The sequence below is a fragment of the Flavobacterium sediminilitoris genome (assembly GCF_023008245.1).
In the GTDB taxonomy this organism is placed as follows: Bacteria; Bacteroidota; Bacteroidia; order Flavobacteriales; family Flavobacteriaceae; genus Flavobacterium; species Flavobacterium sediminilitoris.
Window position 1 is genome coordinate 1930332 of record NZ_CP090145.1, and the last position, 19371, is coordinate 1949702.

17 protein-coding genes are annotated in these 19371 nt (G+C 29.8%); 11 read left to right on the forward strand and 6 right to left on the reverse strand.

What is annotated here, in order from left to right; genetic code table 11:
- Window positions 1-20: 20 nt before the first annotated feature.
- From lptE to miaB, 3 genes are read right to left on the reverse strand one after another with little or no spacing between them, the layout of a single operon-like run.
- Window positions 21-524: an LPS assembly lipoprotein LptE gene (gene lptE / locus LXD69_RS08710; RefSeq protein WP_045967588.1), complete on the reverse strand. Its 504-nt coding sequence runs from the start codon at window positions 522-524 to the stop codon at window positions 21-23.
- Window positions 525-1790 (reverse strand): sigma-54 interaction domain-containing protein, encoded by a 1266-nt coding sequence (locus LXD69_RS08715; protein ID WP_045967589.1) that lies wholly within the window; start codon window positions 1788-1790, stop codon window positions 525-527.
- A 30-nt stretch (window positions 1791-1820) separates the two neighbouring features.
- On the reverse strand, window positions 1821-3269 hold the full coding sequence (miaB, locus tag LXD69_RS08720; RefSeq protein WP_246918846.1) for a tRNA (N6-isopentenyl adenosine(37)-C2)-methylthiotransferase MiaB: 1449 nt from the start codon (window positions 3267-3269) through the stop codon (window positions 1821-1823).
- 109 nt (window positions 3270-3378) lie between these two features.
- Here miaB and LXD69_RS08725 point away from each other — a divergent pair, with 109 nt between their 5' ends.
- From LXD69_RS08725 to LXD69_RS08760, 8 genes are all read left to right on the forward strand, one after another.
- Window positions 3379-4152 (forward strand): hypothetical protein, encoded by a 774-nt coding sequence (locus LXD69_RS08725; protein WP_246918848.1) that lies wholly within the window; start codon window positions 3379-3381, stop codon window positions 4150-4152.
- Between the two features lie 67 nt (window positions 4153-4219).
- Window positions 4220-6715 carry a type I DNA topoisomerase gene (topA, locus tag LXD69_RS08730; protein ID WP_045967592.1) on the forward strand — a complete coding sequence of 832 codons (2496 nt, stop codon included), beginning with the start codon at window positions 4220-4222 and terminating at the stop codon, window positions 6713-6715.
- Between the two features lie 3 nt (window positions 6716-6718).
- Window positions 6719-7870, forward strand: a complete 1152-nt coding sequence (locus LXD69_RS08735; RefSeq protein WP_045967593.1) for a formimidoylglutamase — start codon at window positions 6719-6721, stop codon at window positions 7868-7870.
- A 145-nt stretch (window positions 7871-8015) separates the two neighbouring features.
- Window positions 8016-9389, forward strand: coding sequence for a T9SS ring complex lipoprotein PorK/GldK (gene porK / locus LXD69_RS08740; protein WP_045967594.1), 1374 nt, complete (start codon window positions 8016-8018; stop codon window positions 9387-9389).
- A gap of 50 nt (window positions 9390-9439) precedes the next feature.
- Window positions 9440-10072 (forward strand): type IX secretion system motor protein PorL/GldL, encoded by a 633-nt coding sequence (gene porL / locus LXD69_RS08745; protein ID WP_045967595.1) that lies wholly within the window; start codon window positions 9440-9442, stop codon window positions 10070-10072.
- Window positions 10073-10128: 56 nt separating this feature from the next.
- Window positions 10129-11688 (forward strand): type IX secretion system motor protein PorM/GldM, encoded by a 1560-nt coding sequence (porM, locus tag LXD69_RS08750; RefSeq protein WP_045967596.1) that lies wholly within the window; start codon window positions 10129-10131, stop codon window positions 11686-11688.
- A gap of 44 nt (window positions 11689-11732) precedes the next feature.
- Entirely contained in the window at window positions 11733-12626 is an 894-nt protein-coding gene (porN, locus tag LXD69_RS08755) for a type IX secretion system ring subunit PorN/GldN (RefSeq protein ID WP_045967597.1), read from the forward strand.
- 69 nt (window positions 12627-12695) lie between these two features.
- A complete protein-coding gene (locus tag LXD69_RS08760; protein ID WP_246918850.1) occupies window positions 12696-13751 on the forward strand; it encodes an NAD(P)/FAD-dependent oxidoreductase in 1056 nt (351 codons plus the stop codon).
- 14 nt (window positions 13752-13765) lie between these two features.
- Here LXD69_RS08760 and LXD69_RS08765 read toward each other — a convergent pair whose 3' ends face one another.
- A complete protein-coding gene (locus LXD69_RS08765) occupies window positions 13766-14149 on the reverse strand; it encodes a DUF983 domain-containing protein (protein ID WP_045967599.1) in 384 nt (127 codons plus the stop codon).
- Window positions 14150-14217: 68 nt separating this feature from the next.
- On the opposite strand from LXD69_RS08765, the gene LXD69_RS08770 reads away from it, so the two are divergent.
- Window positions 14218-16137, forward strand: a complete 1920-nt coding sequence (locus LXD69_RS08770; RefSeq protein ID WP_246918852.1) for an ABC-F family ATP-binding cassette domain-containing protein — start codon at window positions 14218-14220, stop codon at window positions 16135-16137.
- A 41-nt stretch (window positions 16138-16178) separates the two neighbouring features.
- On the opposite strand, the gene LXD69_RS08775 is transcribed toward LXD69_RS08770, so the two are convergent.
- Together LXD69_RS08775 and LXD69_RS08780 are read right to left on the reverse strand one after the other, a co-directional pair.
- A complete protein-coding gene (locus LXD69_RS08775) occupies window positions 16179-17324 on the reverse strand; it encodes a GNAT family N-acetyltransferase (RefSeq protein ID WP_246918854.1) in 1146 nt (381 codons plus the stop codon).
- A gap of 76 nt (window positions 17325-17400) precedes the next feature.
- A complete protein-coding gene (locus tag LXD69_RS08780; protein WP_246918855.1) occupies window positions 17401-17871 on the reverse strand; it encodes a DUF1761 domain-containing protein in 471 nt (156 codons plus the stop codon).
- 231 nt (window positions 17872-18102) lie between these two features.
- Here LXD69_RS08780 and LXD69_RS08785 point away from each other — a divergent pair, with 231 nt between their 5' ends.
- A complete protein-coding gene (locus tag LXD69_RS08785; RefSeq protein ID WP_045967602.1) occupies window positions 18103-18594 on the forward strand; it encodes a hypothetical protein in 492 nt (163 codons plus the stop codon).
- A 118-nt stretch (window positions 18595-18712) separates the two neighbouring features.
- Window positions 18713-19033: a hypothetical protein gene (locus LXD69_RS08790; RefSeq protein WP_045967603.1), complete on the forward strand. Its 321-nt coding sequence runs from the start codon at window positions 18713-18715 to the stop codon at window positions 19031-19033.
- Window positions 19034-19371 lie beyond the last annotated feature (338 nt).

Genomic DNA, 19371 nt, shown 5'->3' on the forward strand with positions numbered 1-19371 from the left:
TTTTTGTTTTTTATAGAAATTTACCACTTTGCTAGTGATTCATTGAAAATATCTTGAGTAATTCGTTCAAAAATTTCATCTAATGCTGTTGTTAATCTGCTTCCTGTCATTTGTTCATTAGCAGGATAATCATGATAGAATGAGAAACGTTTTTCGAAATCGTCTTCTTCATTATTTTTGTTAGAAAAACGAACTAAGATAGTTATATTTAGTCTGTTTTGAGCAGCACGTTGATCTGCAGTTGCAGTCATTGGAGAAATTCTATAATCAACAATTTCACCTTCATATAGTAAATCACCACCTTGTGGAACTAAATTTAAATTAGTTTGACTTTGAATTATATCTTGAAGTTCTAGTGTGAATGTTCTTTCAATTCCAGGTTCAACTAGTTCTGCATTATTCTGAAAATAATTCACCTGAAATGTCTCTGCATTTATCGGCTTCGCTCCTGTGAAATTATAATATTTACAACTATTTATTGAAAATAACGTTAGTAGAGCAAATATTTTTAAAAATGACCTCATTTATAAATCGTATTGTTTAATTTTTCTATATAATGTTCGTTCAGATATTCCTAATTCGTCAGCAGCAGCTTTACGTTTTCCTTTGTTTCGTTCTAATGATTTTTTAATTAGCTCAATTTCTTTAGCTTCAAGACTTAATGTTTCTTCAACTTCTTCAACTGTTTCTGCAAAAAGATAGTCTTCGTCATCTAAATCGTCTTCATAAACTTCAGAATCAATAGGGTTTTGTAAAGGGATTAATTCATTTTTAGATTCTTTTTCAAAATGTACAGTATCATCGTTTTGACCATAAATTCGTTGAATCAAATTTTTGTTTGTTTCTTGTACTTTAGTAGTGCCATTTTGCATTAATTCTAGTGTCAATTTCTTCAGATCATTTAAATCTGCTTTCATGTCAAAAAGAACTTTATATAAAATTTCTCGTTCATTACTAAAATCATTTTCATTTTTTTTAGTATTGATAACTGAAGGTAAATTACTTCCTTCAGTTGGTAGATAATGCTGTAATGTTTGTAAATTAATATCTCTATTTGTTTCTAAAACTGAAATTTGTTCAGCAATATTTCTTAATTGACGAATGTTTCCATTCCATCTATATTTCAATAGATGTTGCACGGCTTCGCTTGTTAGTTTAATAGGTGGCATTTTGTATTTATGTGCAAAATCCGAACAAAATTTACGAAATAGAATATGAATATCATCTTTTCTTTCACGTAAAGGAGGGAGTAATATTTCTACTGTACTTAATCTATAATATAAGTCTTCACGAAATTTTCCTTTTTCAATAGCATCAAACATGTTAACATTTGTAGCCGCAACAATTCTTACATTTGTTTTCTGTACTTGTGAAGAACCTACTTTTATAAATTCACCATTCTCAAGTACACGTAATAATCTAACTTGTGTAGTTAATGGTAATTCTCCTACTTCATCAAGGAAAATAGTTCCGCCATCTGCTACTTCAAAATATCCTTCTCGAGTTGATGTAGCTCCTGTAAAAGCTCCTTTTTCATGCCCGAAAAGTTCACTATCAATAGTTCCTTCTGGAATAGCTCCACAATTGACCGCAATGTATTTTCCATGCTTTCTATGTGATAGTGAGTGAATGATTTTAGGAATACTTTCCTTACCAACACCACTTTCTCCTGTTACTAATACAGAAATATCTGTAGGTGCAACTTGAATAGCTTTTTCTATGGAACGATTGAGTTTTGGGTCATTTCCAATGATTTCAAATCGTTGTTTTATGGCTTGTACTGTTTCCATTAATTTGATAATTATATTGAGGTCGTTTCGTTATTGCATAATTGTTGAATATTCAACTGCTTCTCCTATTAATGTAGCAGCCGTACAATCAGTAATTTTTACATTTACAAAATCTCCCGGTTTGTAATTCTCTTTTGGGAAAACAACAACTGTATTTTGAGAGTTTCTTCCAGACCAATGTTCACTAGAGCGTTTTGAATCTTTTTCTACTAATACCTCTACAATTTGACCTACAAACCTTTTTGTTTTTTCTAATGCATGGACTTGTTGCAAATCTACAATCTCAGTTAATCTTCGTTTTTTTACTTCGTCAGGAACATCATCTTCCATTTTTCTAGCAGCCATCGTTCCAGGTCTTTCAGAATAAGCAAACATAAAACCAAAATCATACTTTACATATTCCATTAAAGAAAGAGTATCTTTGTGATCTTCTTCTGTTTCTGTTGGGAAACCAGTAATCATATCTTGTGACAAAGAAATATCTGGAATTATTCTTTTAATGTTATCAATTAAAGTCATATATTCTTCACGAGTGTGTTGACGATTCATTTCGTTTAGAATTCTAGTACTTCCAGATTGTACAGGTAAGTGAATATAATTACAAATATTATGATGTTTTGCCATAATTTCAATTACTTCAACATGCATATCTTGAGGATTAGATGTTGAAAAACGAAAACGCATTTTTGGAAACTGTGAAGCGCACATATCTAATAATTGTGCAAAATCTACTGAAGTTGCTTTTTGCATTTCGGTTGCTTTTACAAAATCTTTTTTCAAACCACCTCCATACCATAAATAGCTATCAACATTTTGTCCTAATAATGTGATTTCTTTAAATCCTCTCAACCATAGATCTTGAATTTCTTCTATAATGCTTTGTGGTTCACGACTACGTTCACGACCACGGGTAAAAGGAACAACACAAAAAGTACACATATTATCACAACCTCTTGTAATGGATACAAATGCTGTTACTCCGTTAGAATTTAATCGAACAGGAGCAATGTCTCCGTAGGTTTCTTCTTTGGATAAGATTACATTTATGGCATCTCTACCATCTTCCACTTCTTTTAAAAGATTAGGAATGTCTTTGTAAGCATCTGGTCCTACAACCATGTCTACAATTTTCTCTTCTTCTAAAAATTTGTCTTTTAATCGTTCTGCCATACAGCCAAGAACTCCTACTTTCATGTTAGGGTTAATCTTTTTGACAGCATTATATTTTTCTAAGCGTTTTCTAATGGTTTGTTCCGCTTTATCTCGAATAGAACAAGTGTTAACTAATACTAAATCAGCTTCTTCTAGATTTTGAGTAGTATTGTAACCTTGGTTTGCTAATATTGAAGCAACAATTTCGCTATCAGAAAAATTCATTTGACAGCCATAACTTTCTATAAAAAGTTTTTTTGCGTTTTCTTCTTTTTGTTCTAAAACAAGACTTGTACCTTGTTTGTTTTCTTCGATAATCTTTTCCATAATACTAATTCGTGTATTTTCAGTCAGCAAAGATAATACTAAATTATAAATTATGACAAGATGTCAGATAATGTTTAACATAAGTTTTTTATTATTGCAAAAAAGTAAAATGGAATTCTTAGATATAAAAAATAAAATTGACGCTAGTAATAGTGCTGATTTTGGTAATGTGTTTAATAGGTCTGTAGAGTTGTTTAAAAAAACGTGGTCTCAAGGTTTTTTATTGTTGATTTTTTTTATACTTACATATTTTAGCCTTGGAGTCATACTTGTTTTTCCTTTTGTAATAATTTCAGAATTCAATGATGGAATAAACATTACGAATAATTTTGGTTTTTCTCTTTTTGGTATATTGTGCTTTTTTGTGATTATTATATTTCTATTGTTTTTGATGACTTTTTTTACAGGATTATTAGGAGGTTTGTATGTTATTTATGAAAAAGCAGATAAGAATGAAAATTATAGCACTAGTGATTTTTTTGTTTTGTTAAGGAAAAACACTTTTGTGAAGACTTTTAAAATTTCAACTATCACTTTAGGAATTGTTTTGGTTTCTTATATGATGTGTTTCTTCCCAATTTTATATACAATAATACCTATAAGTTATATTGTTATAGTGTACGCTTTTAACCAAAATATGAATACGACAGAAGTAGTGAAAATAGCTTTTGCAATTGGAAATAAAAACTGGGTTGTTACTTTTTTATTAAGAATTGTTATGAGTTTTATTGCCTATTTTGGGCTCTTCCTTTGTGGTATAGGTTTCTTTTTCACGTTTGCAATAATTTTAATCCCACAATACTTTATTTATAAAGATGCAACGGGTTATAAAGGATATGATGAGCTAGATAAAATTCGAGGTTATGAACAGGATAAAATTTAATTATTGTTATTTCAAGAATGTTTAATTTAAAAAAAAGCATACTTTTGTTCCAAATAAAAAATGGATAATGGCAAAGAATTTAGTTATTGTAGAGTCACCTGCAAAGGCAAAAACGATCGAAAAATTTTTAGGAAAGGATTATCAAGTTGAGTCTAGCTTTGGGCACATTGCAGACTTACCTTCAAAAGAAATAGGGGTAGATGTTGAAAATGGCTTTAAACCAAAGTATGAAGTATCAAGCGATAAAAAAGCATTGGTTAAGAAACTAAAAGACTTGTCTAAATCAGCTGAAATGGTTTGGCTTGCTTCCGATGAAGACCGTGAAGGAGAAGCAATTGCTTGGCATTTATCAGAAGAATTGAAATTAGACCAAAATAAGACAAAAAGAATTGTTTTTCATGAGATTACTAAAACAGCTATACAAAAGGCAATTGAAAATCCTAGAAGTATAGATTATAATTTAGTAAATGCGCAACAAGCAAGAAGAGTTTTAGATAGGTTAGTAGGATATGAATTGTCTCCTGTTCTGTGGAAAAAAGTAAAAGGAGGTTTGTCAGCGGGTAGAGTTCAGTCAGTATCTGTTAGATTAATTGTAGAAAAAGAAAGAGATATTCAAAACTTCAAATCTGTAGCGTCATATAGTATAGCTGCGGAATTTACTAATGAAGCAGGAAAATCATTCAAAGCGAAATTGCCTAAAAATTTTGAAACAAGAAAAGAAGCAGAAGATTTTCTTAAACAAAATATAGAATCAAAATATAAAGTTGCAGATTTAGAAACGAAACCAACTAAAAAATCTCCTGCAGCTCCATTTACTACATCCACATTACAACAAGAAGCAGCAAGAAAATTGTATTTACCTGTTGGAATTACAATGCAAATTGCTCAACGTTTGTATGAAGCCGGTTTAATTACTTACATGAGAACGGATAGTGTTAATTTGTCTAATGAGGCAATGAATGCTACTCAAGCTGAGATTGAAGGATACTACGGAAAAGAATACAGTAAGCCAAGAAATTATAATACAAAATCTAAAGGAGCGCAAGAAGCTCACGAAGCAATTCGTCCTACAGATATGTCTCGTCATACCGTTAATATAGATAGAGATCAAGCAAGATTATATGATTTAATTTGGAAACGTACGATTGCATCACAGATGAGTGATGCGCAATTAGAACGTACAAATGTTAAAATAGAAGCAAATAACCATTCAGAGTATTTTACAGCTACTGGTGAGGTTATAAAATTTGAAGGATTTTTAAAAGTCTATCTTGAAGGGCATGATGATGACGAAGAAGAGCAAGAAGGAATGCTTCCTGCAATGAAAATTAATGAAAAGCTGTTGAATAATTATATTACAGCTACGGAGCGTTTTTCAAGACCACCAAGTCGTTATACGGAAGCTTCTTTGGTGAAAAAATTAGAAGAATTAGGAATCGGTCGTCCATCAACATATGCACCAACTATTTCTACGATTATTAATCGTAATTATGTGGAAAAAGGAACTTTTGAAGGGCAGGAAAGAAATTATAATCAATTAGTTCTAGAAGGAGGAAAGGTTGTTTCAAAGGATTTGACTGAGAATACTGGTTCAGATAAAGGAAAATTAGTACCTACAGATATTGGAATGATTGTAAATGACTTTCTAGTAGCTAATTTTAAAACTATTTTAGATTATAATTTTACAGCAAAAGTAGAGCAAGATTTTGATGAAATTGCTTCAGGAAATGAAGATTGGGTAAAAATGATGAGTGATTTTTATAATCATTTTCATCCTACTGTTATAGATGTTGAAAAAAATGCTGAAAGAGAAACAGGAGAGAGAATATTGGGAAAACATCCTGATAGTGGAAGACAAGTTTCGGTTAGATTAGGGAAATTTGGACCAATGGTTCAAATAGGAGAACAAGAAGATGAGGAAAAGCAGTTTGCTAGTTTATTGCCAGAACAAAACATTGGAACAATTACATTAGAAGAAGCCTTGACGTTGTTTTTATTACCGAAGTCATTAGGAAGTTATGAAGATGAAGAAGTTGAGGTAAATAATGGGCGTTTCGGACCTTATGTTAGGTTTGGTAAGGTTTTTATTTCGCTTCCTAAAGGAGAAGAGCCATTAGATGTTACAATAGGTAGAGCTATTGAGTTAATTGAGGAGAAAAAACAAGCAGACGCTCCTATAGGAACTTATGATAACTTACCTGTTCAAAAAGGAGTAGGGCGTTTTGGTCCATTTATAAAATGGAACGGAATGTTTATCAATGTTAATAAAAAATATGATTTTGATAATTTATCTCAAGAAGATATCAATGAATTAGTTGCAGATAAAATTCAAAAGGAAATAGATAAAGTAATCCACGATTGGTCAGAAGAAGGAATTAGAGTTGAAAAAGCTAGATGGGGAAGATCGGTCATTTTAAAAGGGAAGGTGAAAATCGAATTAGGTAAAGATTTCGATGCTTCTAAATTAACTTTAGAAAAAGCGAAAGAAATGATTGAAGCAAAAGCACCTGCTAAGAAAACGGCTAAAAAACCAGCAAAGAAAGCAACTACAAAAAAGAAATAGTGAATGGTTTTTGATTTTTTACAACCTGTAAGCTCAAATTATCTTGAATTTAATGAAACACTTTCAAGTCAGACATTAGGGAAAAAGACATTGTTTCATACTGAAACGAATTTTCCAGATATAGACAATGTAAATATTGCTATTATATGTGTGAATGAAAATAGAGGAAGAGGAATTGATAACAATAATAGTAATAACTTTGATGCGTTTAGAAGAAAATTTTATTCGTTATTTCCTGGAAATTGGAATGTTTCACTTGTCGACTTAGGAAATGTTATTGCTGGAGAAACAATAGAGGATACTTATTTTTTAGTTAAAACGATTAATGAAGACTTATTAAGGAAAAATATTTTACCTATTATTATAGGAGGAACTCAAGATTTAACATATGCACTTTATAGGGCTTATGATAATTTAGATCAAATGGTAAATTTAGTAGCAATTGATAGTAAATTTGATTTTGAGAAAGAGAATGTTTACCTTTATGAATCCTATTTAACAAAAATTATTGTCGAAGAGCCAAATAATTTATTTAATTTTAGTAATATTGGCTATCAAACATATTATAATTCTCAAGAAGAAATTGACTTAATTGAAAAACTATTTTTCGAAGCGTATCGATTAGGAGAGGTTTCAAATAAGATAGCAATAGCAGAACCTGTTTTCAGAGACGCAGATATTGTTAGTATTGATATGAATGCGGTTCAATCTTCCTTTTCGGGAAAGCTTCAAGAGTTTAACTCAAATGGGTTTGATGGTAAAGAAATTTGTACATTGGCTAGATATTCAGGAATTAGCGATAAAGTATCTAGTTTTGGAATATTTAACTTTGAGCCTAATGATAGTGAATCATTACTGGTAGCGCAAAGTGTATGGTATTTTATTGAAGGATATTGTTTTCGTTCAAAAGAATATCCATTTGGAAGTAAGGAAGATTATTTGAAATATATTGTATTGATTGATGAAGATGAATTAATCTTTTTTAAGAGTAATAAAACAGAAAGATGGTGGATTGAAATACCATTTTTAGATAATGTAAATAATAAATTAAAAAGAAATACGTTATTACCTTGCACTCATGATGATTATTTGTTAGCATGTGAGCAAGAAGTGCCTAATAGATGGTGGAAGGCATATCGACGTAATTTATTGTAGATCAAAGTAATTTTAAGAAATTATACCAGTTTTTTTATATTAATTTTAATATTTTTTTAAGAAATTATCTAAAATAATTGTTTTTTTCAAAATTATTGAATAGGTTTACGCCCTTAAAAGTAAAATTATATTAACCCAAATTTATATGAAGAAGTTAGTTGTATTTACAGCAATCTTATCATTGTTTATCAGTTGTGGTAAAGGAGATAGAGGTGAATTAGTAGGAGTAAAAGGAAAGAGATGGAATCCTGAGAAACCTTATGGGATGACATTAGTGCCAGGCGGCGCTTACATTATGGGTAAATCAGATGATGATTTAGCTGGTATTCAAGATGCCCCTACAAAAACAGTAACTGTTCGTTCGTTTTATATGGACGAAACGGAAGTCACAAACAGTGAATACCGTCAATTTGTGGAGTGGGTGAAAGACTCAACCATTAGAACTAGACTTGCGATGTTGGCTGACGAAGTTGGTCAAACCGCTACAGACGGAGCTGGTGGAATTGGAGATTATGCATTTGCAGATGCAAATGTGGAAGAAATGTCTCCATATGATAAATATATGTATGAGAATTACTACAGTATCGGTACTGATGATGATCCTTATGCTGGAAGAAAATTGAATAAAAAAGTGAAACTTTTAAATGATCCACAGAAGTATCCAGATGAGTACTATGTTGAAGTTATGGACTCAATGTATCTTCCTGAATCAGAATCATATAATGGGTTAAAAACAATTGATGTTTCTAAGCTTAAATTTAAGTTTAGAGAAGTAGATTGGAATAAAGCTGTAACTAAAAAAGGACGTAAAGGTTTATATGAAGAGAATAAACCAGTAGAAATATATCCTGATACAACAGTTTGGATTAAAGATTTTGCTTACTCATATAATGAGCCAATGCATAATGATTATTTTTGGCATCAAGCTTATGGGGAATATCCTGTAGTTGGTGTTACATGGAATCAAGCAAAAGCTTTTTGTGCATGGAGAACTTTATATAAAAATGCATATATCAAAAAGAAAAAAGGAAGAGATCAAGTAAACTCTTTCCGTTTGCCTACAGAAGCTGAATGGGAATATGCAGCTAGAGGCGGAATTGAGTCAGGAGCTTTCCCTTGGGGTGGTCCTTATGCTAAAAATGATAGAGGATGTTTTATGGCTAACTTTAAGCCAAATAGAGGTGATTACGCAGCTGATGGTGCTTTATATACTGTAGAAGCAAAATCGTACGAGCCAAACAATTTTAATCTTTACAATATGGCTGGAAACGTTTCAGAATGGACAGAATCATCTTATGATGTTACTGCTTATGAATTCGTTTCTACTATGAATCCAAATGTTCCAGATCGTAAAAACCAAAGAAAAGTTGTTCGTGGTGGATCATGGAAAGATGTTGCTTACTTCTTGCAAGTGTCAACTCGTGATTTCGAATATGCTGATTCAGCTAGAAGTTACATCGGATTTAGAACTGTACAAGATTACATGGGAACTGCAGCAACTGCAACAAGTCCTAAATAAATATTTAACCAATTTTTAATTATATTAACTTAACTAACTAAAATTTTATTATGGCAATTTTAAGTAAAAAAATGATGAACTTCCTTTATGGAATGGGTGCAGCAGTTGTAATTGTTGGAGCTTTATTCAAATTACAACACTGGGTATTTGCAAACGAAATGTTAATTATCGGACTTTTAACGGAAGCGTTTATTTTCGGTTTATCAGCATTTGAAGCACCTGAAAAAGACTTAGATTGGTCTTTAGTTTATCCTGAATTAGCTGGTGGCGAAGCTGCTGGAAAAAAGAAAGCAGAAAATCCTGCTGAAGCTCAAGGATTATTGTCTCAAAAATTAGATAGCATGTTAAAAGATGCTAAAATTGATGGAGCATTAATGGAAAGCTTAGGAAGTAGTATTAGAAACTTTGAAGGAGCTGCAAAAAGCATTTCTCCTACAGTAGATTCTATCGCTTCTCAAAAGAAATATTCTGAAGAAATGTCTCAAGCTGCTGCTCAAATGGAAGCATTAAATAGCTTATATAAAGTACAATTAGAAAGCGCTTCTAGAAATGCTGAAGCAAATAAAGAAATTGCTGATAATGCAGCTAAATTAAAAGAACAAATGCAATCTATGACATCAAACATTGCATCTTTAAATGCTGTTTATGGAGGTATGTTAACTGCTATGAATACAAGAGGATAATTAGTTTTATCATTTAAATTAACAAAATTTATTAATTAAAAAAACTAATTACAAAAATGGCAGGAGGAAAATTAACCCCTAGACAGAAGATGATTAACCTAATGTATTTGGTTTTCATCGCAATGTTGGCATTGAATATGTCAAAAGAAGTATTAACAGCATTTGGATTAATGAATGAAAAATTCACTTCTTCTAATGAATCAGCAACACAGTCTAATGAGAAATTATTATCTGTTCTTGATCAAAAGGCAAGTGAAGATGCTTCGAAATTTGCTGGTCCAAATAAGATGGCAAATGAAGTTTCTAAAATTTCAAATGATTTCTATGCATATCTTGAAACTTTAAAAAAAGATATAAATAGTAAATTTGAAGTTGATCCAAAAACAGGAAATCTTCCTTTTGAGGCAATGGATAAAAGTACAATTGATGAAGAGTGGTTTAAAGGTGATGGTTATTCTCCAAAAGGGACTGAAATTGTAGCTAAATTTGAAGCTTATATTAATTCAATGAAAAAAGTTTTTGGTTCTGATGTTAAGTATCAACCAATAATCAAAGAAATTGAGAATAAGTTTTCTACAAAAGATGTAAAAGATAGAGAAGGTGTTAAGAAAAAATATTTAGATTATCATTTTAAAGGTTTTCCTGCAATCGCTACAGTTTCAAAATTAACTGCATTACAGAATGATGTTAAGTCAACTGAAACAGGAGCTTATAATGTGTTTCTTGGAAATACTTTTAAAGAAGCTGCTTCTATGAAGAATTATCAAGGTATTGTTATCTTAGATAAAAGTGCATTTTTTGCAGGTGAAGCTGTAAAAGGTAAAATTGTATTAGGTAAATATGATAACAAAACAGTACCTTCTTCAGTTGTTGTTAATGGAACTGAATTAGATTTAGCTACTGCAATGGAAAATGGAGCTGCTAATTTTAGTATTCCTTCTGGGAATATTGGTGAACATAAAATTGAAGGTAAATTCACTTTCATGGAAGATGGTAAGCCAGTACCTGTTGATATTACTGGAAATTATGTAGTTGTTCCAAAACCAAACTCAGCTACAATTTCTGCAGATAAAATGAATGTTGTTTATCGTGGTGTTGTTAACCCAATGACAATTTCTTTTGCAGGAATTTCAGATGATAAAGTTTCAGCTTCTGCTCCTGGTTTATCAAAAGGTTCAGGTGTTGGAAAATATAATATGAGTCCAGGTCAAGGAAGAGAAGTTACTATCAATGTTACAGGAAAGTTACCTGATGGAACTCCAGTTTCAGATAAGAAAACTTTTCGTATTAAAGGTATTCCAGGTCCTTTAGGAACTGTTAGAGGTGAATATGCAGCTACAGGTGCTAAAAGTAATCTTGAAGTATGTACTGTAGGAGCAAAATTAGAAGATTTTGATTTTGAAGTTGGTCTAAATGTTACTGGATTTACAATTAAAGTTCCAGGTCAGCCAACAGTTAAAGTTTCTGGAAATAGAATGGACGGTAGAGCAAAAGCTGCTATCGCAAAAGCACAACGTGGAGATATGGTTATTATTAACAATATTGAAACAAGTTTAGTTGGCGCAAGTGGGTATAAATTACCTAAAACGGCTCCATGTACGTATGAAATAAAATAATTATTACTTTTTTGAGTTTATATATAAACTAAATAGAATAAAAAATGAATTGGAGAAAACTTATATTAGTAGTTGCATTAGGTTTAGGTTCAACTTATACTTTTGCACAGTCTAATCTTTTAAACGCAAAAACTCCTGATCAAATAGGAGAAAAAACAGAAGCTGAATTAATAGCTGATAATGATAAACCTCTTCCTTACGGATATGTTATGGATAGGGATATCCTTATGGGGAAACGTGTATGGGAATATATCGATTTAGATGAAAGAGTTAATTTTCCTTTATATTTTCCTGTAGAAGGAGATGTTATGTCAACTAAAGAGAGACAACCTCTTTATAACGTTTTAATTAATGGTATAAAAGATGGTAGAATTACTGAAGTTTATAGTGATAGTTATTTTCAAGATAAGAAAACGCTTTCAGACATAGAATCTTCTTTAGTTTTAATCGATACTTCTGATGTTGGTAGAGAGTATTATAACGCAGGTGAAGCAATTCCTGAAGAGTATATTACAAAAACACTTATTGAAGCGTATCATGTTGATGCATATAAAACTGTAGGATATTGGTATTTTGATAAACGTCAAGGTGAATTGAAATATCGTATGTTAGGAATTTGTCCTGTTGTACCAGATGTGTACACAATGAATTCTGAAGAAAAAGATTATATTGAATTATTTTGGGTATATTTCCCTGCTTCAAGAGATGTCTTACACGAAGCAAAATCTTTTAACAATAAGAATTCTGCAATGCCATTTTCTTTTGATCATTTGCTAAATTCAAGAAGATTTACAAGTGTTATTTATCTTGAAGAAAATGTTTACGGAGATCGTAAGATTAAAGATTACATGAAAGAAAATGCACAAATGCAATTGTTAGAGTCAGAGCGTGTTAAAGATAAAATACGCGATTTTGAACAAGATATGTGGAATTATTAATATAAATTTTCTCCAATTTAATATAAACTCTTATCATTTATTTGATAAGAGTTTATTTATTTTTGCACTATGATAGACTTAGATTATATTATTGTTGGTTCAGGAATAGCAGGAGTTTGTTTCTCAGAATTTGCATTAAAGAATGAGAAAAAAATTGTGGTATTTGAAAATGAATCTCAGCCTTCTTCTAGAGTTGCTGCTGGATTGTACAATCCAGTTGTCTTAAAGAGATTTAGTGAAGTTTGGAAAGCCAAAGAACAGTTAGAATTAGCTATGCTGTTCTATACTAAAATTGAACAAAACCTTTCAGCTAAAATAAATTTTAAGGTTCCAATATATAGAAAGTTAGCATCTATTGAAGAACAGAATAATTGGTTTCAAGCTGCTGATAAACCTAATTTATCTTCATTTTTATCTACCTCTATATTATCTAATTCGTTTCAATATGTTAATGCTCCTCTTGGTTATGGAGAAGTTCTTAATACAGGATATGTAGATATTAAATTATTAGTTTCTAGATATGCTGCTTTTTTAGAAGAAAAAAGAATACTTATCAAGGAATCATTTGATTATTCTAAAATTAAGTTTTTAGATAATGAAGTAGTATACAATCAGTATAAAACAAAACATATTATTTTTGCTGAAGGCTTTGGTATGCATTCAAATCCATTTTTTAATGAATTGCCATTAGATGGTACGAAGGGAGAACTTTTGTTGATTAAAGCAAAAGATTTGAAAGTTGATGTAACTATAAAATCAAGTGTTTTTATTTTGCCAATAGGGAATGATTTTTATAAGGTTGGGGCTACTTATGATTGGGTGGATAAAACGAATCTTCCAACCAAAGAAGGTAAAGATGAGCTTATTGAAAAATTAGAAGAAGTTATTAATTGTGAGTATGAAATTATTGAGCATTTAGCAGGTGTTCGTCCTACAGTCAAAGATAGAAGGCCATTAGTAGGAACTCATTTTGAAAACAAAAACCTTCATGTTTTAAATGGTTTAGGGACAAGAGGTGTTATGCTAGGACCATTTTTGGCAAAGCAACTTTTTGATAACATTGAAAATAATAAGCCATTAGAGAAAGAAATAGACGTAGATCGCTTTTATAAAAAAAGGGGTTAAAAGAGGCAATCGGGTTATTTCTTTTTCCAATCTTTATCATAATGTATAAAAATATTTATCCAAATATTTCTAGATAGTCTCATTATAATAGGCATGAAAACAATTAGAGTAATAATGATTACAATAAATGAAGTTTTTAAACCTGTTCCAAAGAATAAATACGAAATAATAAAAGCAGCAACAGAAAAAGCAATACCAAGTCCGTAACTCACATACATTGCACCATAAAAAAAGGAAGGTTCAATTTTATATTTGGTGTTACAATGACTGCATTTTTCATGCATTTTGTAAATATTCGATAAATTATAAGGATTTTTGTCTTCATACATGCTTTCTTCATGACATTTTGGACAACTTCCTGTTAAAATACTATTTAGTTTCAATCCTTTTTTTAACATTTGCAAAAAATTTATACAAAGATACTATTTACATAAAGTAAATGAGTAACAATTGTAACAAAACTACAATGCTAAATATACATAATTTATCGGTTTCTTTTGGTGGTACTTATCTTTTTGAAGAAGTAACATTTCGTTTAGGTTCAGGAGACAGAGTTGGACTTGTTGGTAAAAATGGTGCAGGAAAATCAACTATGCTAAAAATTTTAGCTGGTGATTTTAAACCAGATTCAGGTGTAATTGCAACAGAAAAAGAAGTAAGAATGGGATTTCTTCGTCAAGATATTGATTTTGAAGAAGGAAGAACAGTTTTGGAAGAAGCTTATCAAGCTTTTGAAGATATTAAAAGAGCTGAGCTTAGAATAGATGAAATTAATCATCAATTAGGCACAAGAACAGATTATGAAAGTGAAAGCTATTCTGCTTTAATAGAAGAATTAAGCGATGTAACGCATCATTATGAAGTATTAGGAGGTTATAATTACGTAGGTAATACTGAAAAAATATTATTAGGGCTTGGTTTTAAAAGAGAAGATTTTGGTAATTTAACTAATACATTTTCTGGTGGATGGAGAATGCGTATTGAATTAGCTAAATTGTTGTTACAGTCTAATGATATTCTACTTTTAGATGAGCCTACAAATCACTTGGATATCGAAAGTATCATTTGGTTAGAAGGATTTTTAAGAAATTTTCAAGGTGTTGTAGTTATTGTTTCGCATGATAAAATGTTTTTGGATAATGTTACTAATAGAACAATTGAAATTTCACTAGGTAAAGCATATGACTTCAATAAGCCGTATTCACAATATTTGGTTTTAAGAGAAGAAATTAGAGAAAAACAATTAGCCACTCAGAAAAATCAAGCTAAAAAAATTGAAGAAACAGAAAAGTTAATTGAAAAATTCAGAGCTAAAGCATCTAAAGCTTCAATGGCACAATCTTTAATTAAAAAATTAGATAAAGTAGAACGCATTGAAGTTGATGAAGATGATAATTCGGTTATGAATATTTCATTTCCAGTTTCTCAAGTTCCAGGAAGAGTTGTAATAGAAGCTGAACATGTAACTAAAGCTTATGGTCATAAAACTATTTTAAAAGATATTTCACTTTTAGTAGAAAGAGGAAGTAAAATAGCATTTGTAGGTCAAAACGGTCAAGGAAAATCAACATTTATAAAAGCAATAGTAAACGAATTTGAATATCAAGGATCAATAAAATTAGGCCACAATGTTCAAGTTGGATATTTTGCGCAAAATCAAGCGGAATATTTAGACGGTGAAAAAACATTGCTAGATACAATGCTTGAAGCAGCATTAGATTCAAATAGGTCAAAAGTTCGTGATATGTTAGGATCTTTTTTGTTTAGAGGAGATGATGTGGAGAAAAAGGTTAAAGTGCTTTCAGGAGGAGAAAGAAACCGTTTAGCGCTATGTAAATTGCTTTTACAGCCTATAAATGTGCTTTTAATGGATGAGCCAACAAATCACTTAGATATTAAATCTAAGAACGTTTTAAAGGCTGCTTTAAATAAATATGAAGGAACTTTGCTTTTAGTTTCGCATGATAGAGATTTTCTACAAGGTTTGGCGAATGTTACTTATGAATTTAAAGACCAAAAAATAAAAGAATATTTAGGTGATATTAATTTCTTTTTAGAACAGCGAAATGCTAATGATATGCGAGCTATTGAAAAGAAAGATGTTGAACCAAATAAAAAAGATTCTGCAATAATAGAGAAGAAAAATTTATCTTATGAAGAGCAAAAAAAGCAGAAATCACTTCAAAATAAATTAAGTAAAATTGAAAGCCAAATTCAAGAGTTAGAGAAAGGTATTCAAAAAGATGATAAAGAATTAGCATCTAACTATGACAAATTGATTGAAAATGCTTCATTTTTTACAGCTTATGAAAAGAAAAAGAAAGAATTAGATCAGCTACTTGAAGATTGGGAGGTAGTACAAGAAGAAATAGATGGTTTAAGCTAGGCTATTAAATAAGATAGATTTGTTCAAATTTGTTTTGTAGATTATTTAAATGGATGTCTTTGTTGCCAAGTGATTTCAGGTTCTAGCTTGCTAAATATTTTAGGCATTAATTTATTGATAATTTTATTAGTATGATAAATAAAACCAGTCATTACTACTGGTTTAGCGCCTATTGAGCTTTTTATTTCGAGTGCTGTTCTTCCAAAAACAATCTTTTTGAAATTATTTTCTATACCAAATTCTGTCATGTTGTATAACATATTTAAGTATAGCATATGCTCCTTTTGAAATGTCTCATCATAGCCTAAAAAATAAGTCTCGAGAGTTTCTTCATTTAATAAAACAGTATGAAAACCAACTAAAAGATCATCTTTAAAATATCCGAAAAGTTTAAAACGATTCCCACATTGTTTTTTAAAATAAGAAAAGTGATTTTTAGAAAGGAAAAAAGTATTAAAGGGAGCATTTAAAGCCACATGATAATATAAACTGTATATTCTTTCTTCATGTATAATAATTTCTTCTAAAGATAACTCTTGTGTATTTATTTTTTCAATTTTTTTATGTGCTCTTTTATACTGATCGCGATATTTTTTGGTAAACGAACCAATGTAATTTTCTTTATTTTCCCATTCTTTGGGTAAATTGAAAATCATATTAGGTTGAGTGTTAAATTCATAAATCGATTTAAAATCAAATTTTTTCAAATCTTGAGTAAAATCCTTATAAAAATCTTTATATGTTACAATGTGAATTTTTGTTTTTTTCTTTTTAAAATAATGAATTAGATACTCAGTGCAATCTATTAATATTTTACTGATTAATTTAGTTTCAACTTGCTTTTTGAAAGTAAAACTATTTTCACCAGTTATCATATTATTTCCTAAAAAGAGAACATGAGAACAGAAATTCTTAAAAATAAAATTCCTTATATACGTTTTTAAATAATTATCTCTTTCTCCAAACGATTCAAGTTTATTTACATTTAAATACTGAGCAATTGAAACTCCTATTAATTCAGAATTTTCAAAAACGCCAATGTAAAAGCATTCCATATTTAATGGTGCTGCATTCTGAAGAACCTGTAAGTAAGGTTTTTGTAAGAAATGATTTGATGAAGAAACAATGTCCCAGTTGCTTGGAAGAGTAGAAACTTCAGTATATATATTAAATGATATGTTTTCCAATGTAATAAAAATCGCCCTACAAAAATAGGACGACTAAAGTATAATTAAATGTTAAAATATAAACAAATGTAATATTTTATTTCCATGCGCAAATAATACCACCCATTATTGCAAGACTAACAATCCAATATCCAGCATTAACAAAAATATATTTCCATGAACGTTGTTCAAACAAAGCATTAGTTCCTAAAATAGGTAAAGCAATAAAAATACCTAAAATTGTACCATGTAAAACACCATGTTTAAAAGATCTAAACTTTCCAGCATGAGTTTTTAAAAATTCAATTACTAAAGGATCATTTTCATTTCCTCCTGCCGCCTGAATAACACCTGTTTCATGTATAACAATTGTAGGCATTAAAAAGGCAATTAGAAAAGCAAATAAAAAGGCAAAACCAAAAATTTTAATCATATTTCCTTTTTTTGCTTGTTCTTCAGTTATTCCAGATTCTTTCATCCAAATAGTTCCAAATACTTTTGGATTATACCAAATTGCACCTAGTGCAAAAGTGCTTAAAGCAGCTACTAAAATTGCTAAAAAATTCATGATACTAGATTTTAATGATTAGTTATATCAAATATAATTAAAAAAGAAAAGCAAAATAACACTAAAAATGGTTGAGTTTTTAAGTGCTATTTTTTTACAAAAAATCCGTTAAAAATAGAAAAGTACGTATTTATACGTATAAAAAACACCCAAAAATACGTATTTATACGTATTGATTTGTGTTTATATTGTGTTTAGCTTTGGAGAAACGTAATAGTGTTAAATTATAAAATGAATTTAATTTCAATAATAAAAGAATTACAAATTAGTAAGAAAACAATATTTTTTTCTGTACTAGGACAAACATATTATTTCCTTATAGCCTTTTTTCTTTTTAAAGGAGAATTAATAGATATGCTAGATGAACGACTTTTATATGATAAACATTTCTATTATATTTTTTGTATTAGTTTTATAATGTCATCATTTTGGTTCTTAATAAATGTGAGTATTTCTGCATTTGTATTGATGTTTCATCATTCAAATACAAAATATAATGATAATCCATCTGGAATCTTCATTAATTCGATGTTCTGTTCAATAGGATATCTTAGCTGTTCAATGTTATTGAATTTTTTATTAGATTATGATTTTGAGTATTTTATAATTTATTCATTTAGTTTTATCTCAATTCGTGTATTGTGGGTGATAATGAAATCTTTAATTTTAAAAAAAAATCATTTTAAATTTTACACATTGTTTACGGTTTTTTTTAAGATTTAAAAGATTATTACTTGCTTTTTAAAAAACTTAAAAAAATGTTAAAATTAATAAACTATTCTTTTAATAGCTTGTGAAAATTGAATATCTTAGTCGGGATTAATCCAAAACTTTTAAAAATATGTCGATTAGCCAAAGCTCAGGATCGGAAATTGCTTTAGATGAAGCAAAAAAATTAGTAGAAACTTTTAAATATAAGTTTCCAGAACAAATAAAAGCTTCTTTTGTAGGGTCAGAGAGTTTAAACTTAATTTTGAAGCAAGAAGGATGCATTGGAGTTCGTATTTATTACGGATATGATGCAGTTTCTGAAAGGTTAGCACCAGTCCTTGTTGGGGTTGATGAAAAAGGAGAAGATATGTCAGATGGCATTGTAATGGATAAACTAAAACCATGTCCGCAGTATTGTGATCCAACAAGTCCGTTTTTTCTTGAAAAATAATGGTAAAAAAAGAGAGTCATATGACTCTCTTTTTGTGTAACTCTTCTTATGCTATAAATCTATGAATAATGAGGTTTTTGTAAATTTTGTATGTGTTTTAGGAATTATTCCTTTTGTTATTTATTTATTAAATAGAAAAGTAAGTATTGAAACAAAGTGTTTTTTACCTTTTATTTTTTTATTAGCATTTGCTAGTTTTTATGAATTTTTAGGAACAGATATTTTTAAAATAAATACAAGCTATTGGTTTAGATTATATTCTTTGCTTGAGTTTTGCACAATTTGGTATTTTTATTTTAAATTTCTTCAATATAAAAAGACATATATCTTTTACGGTA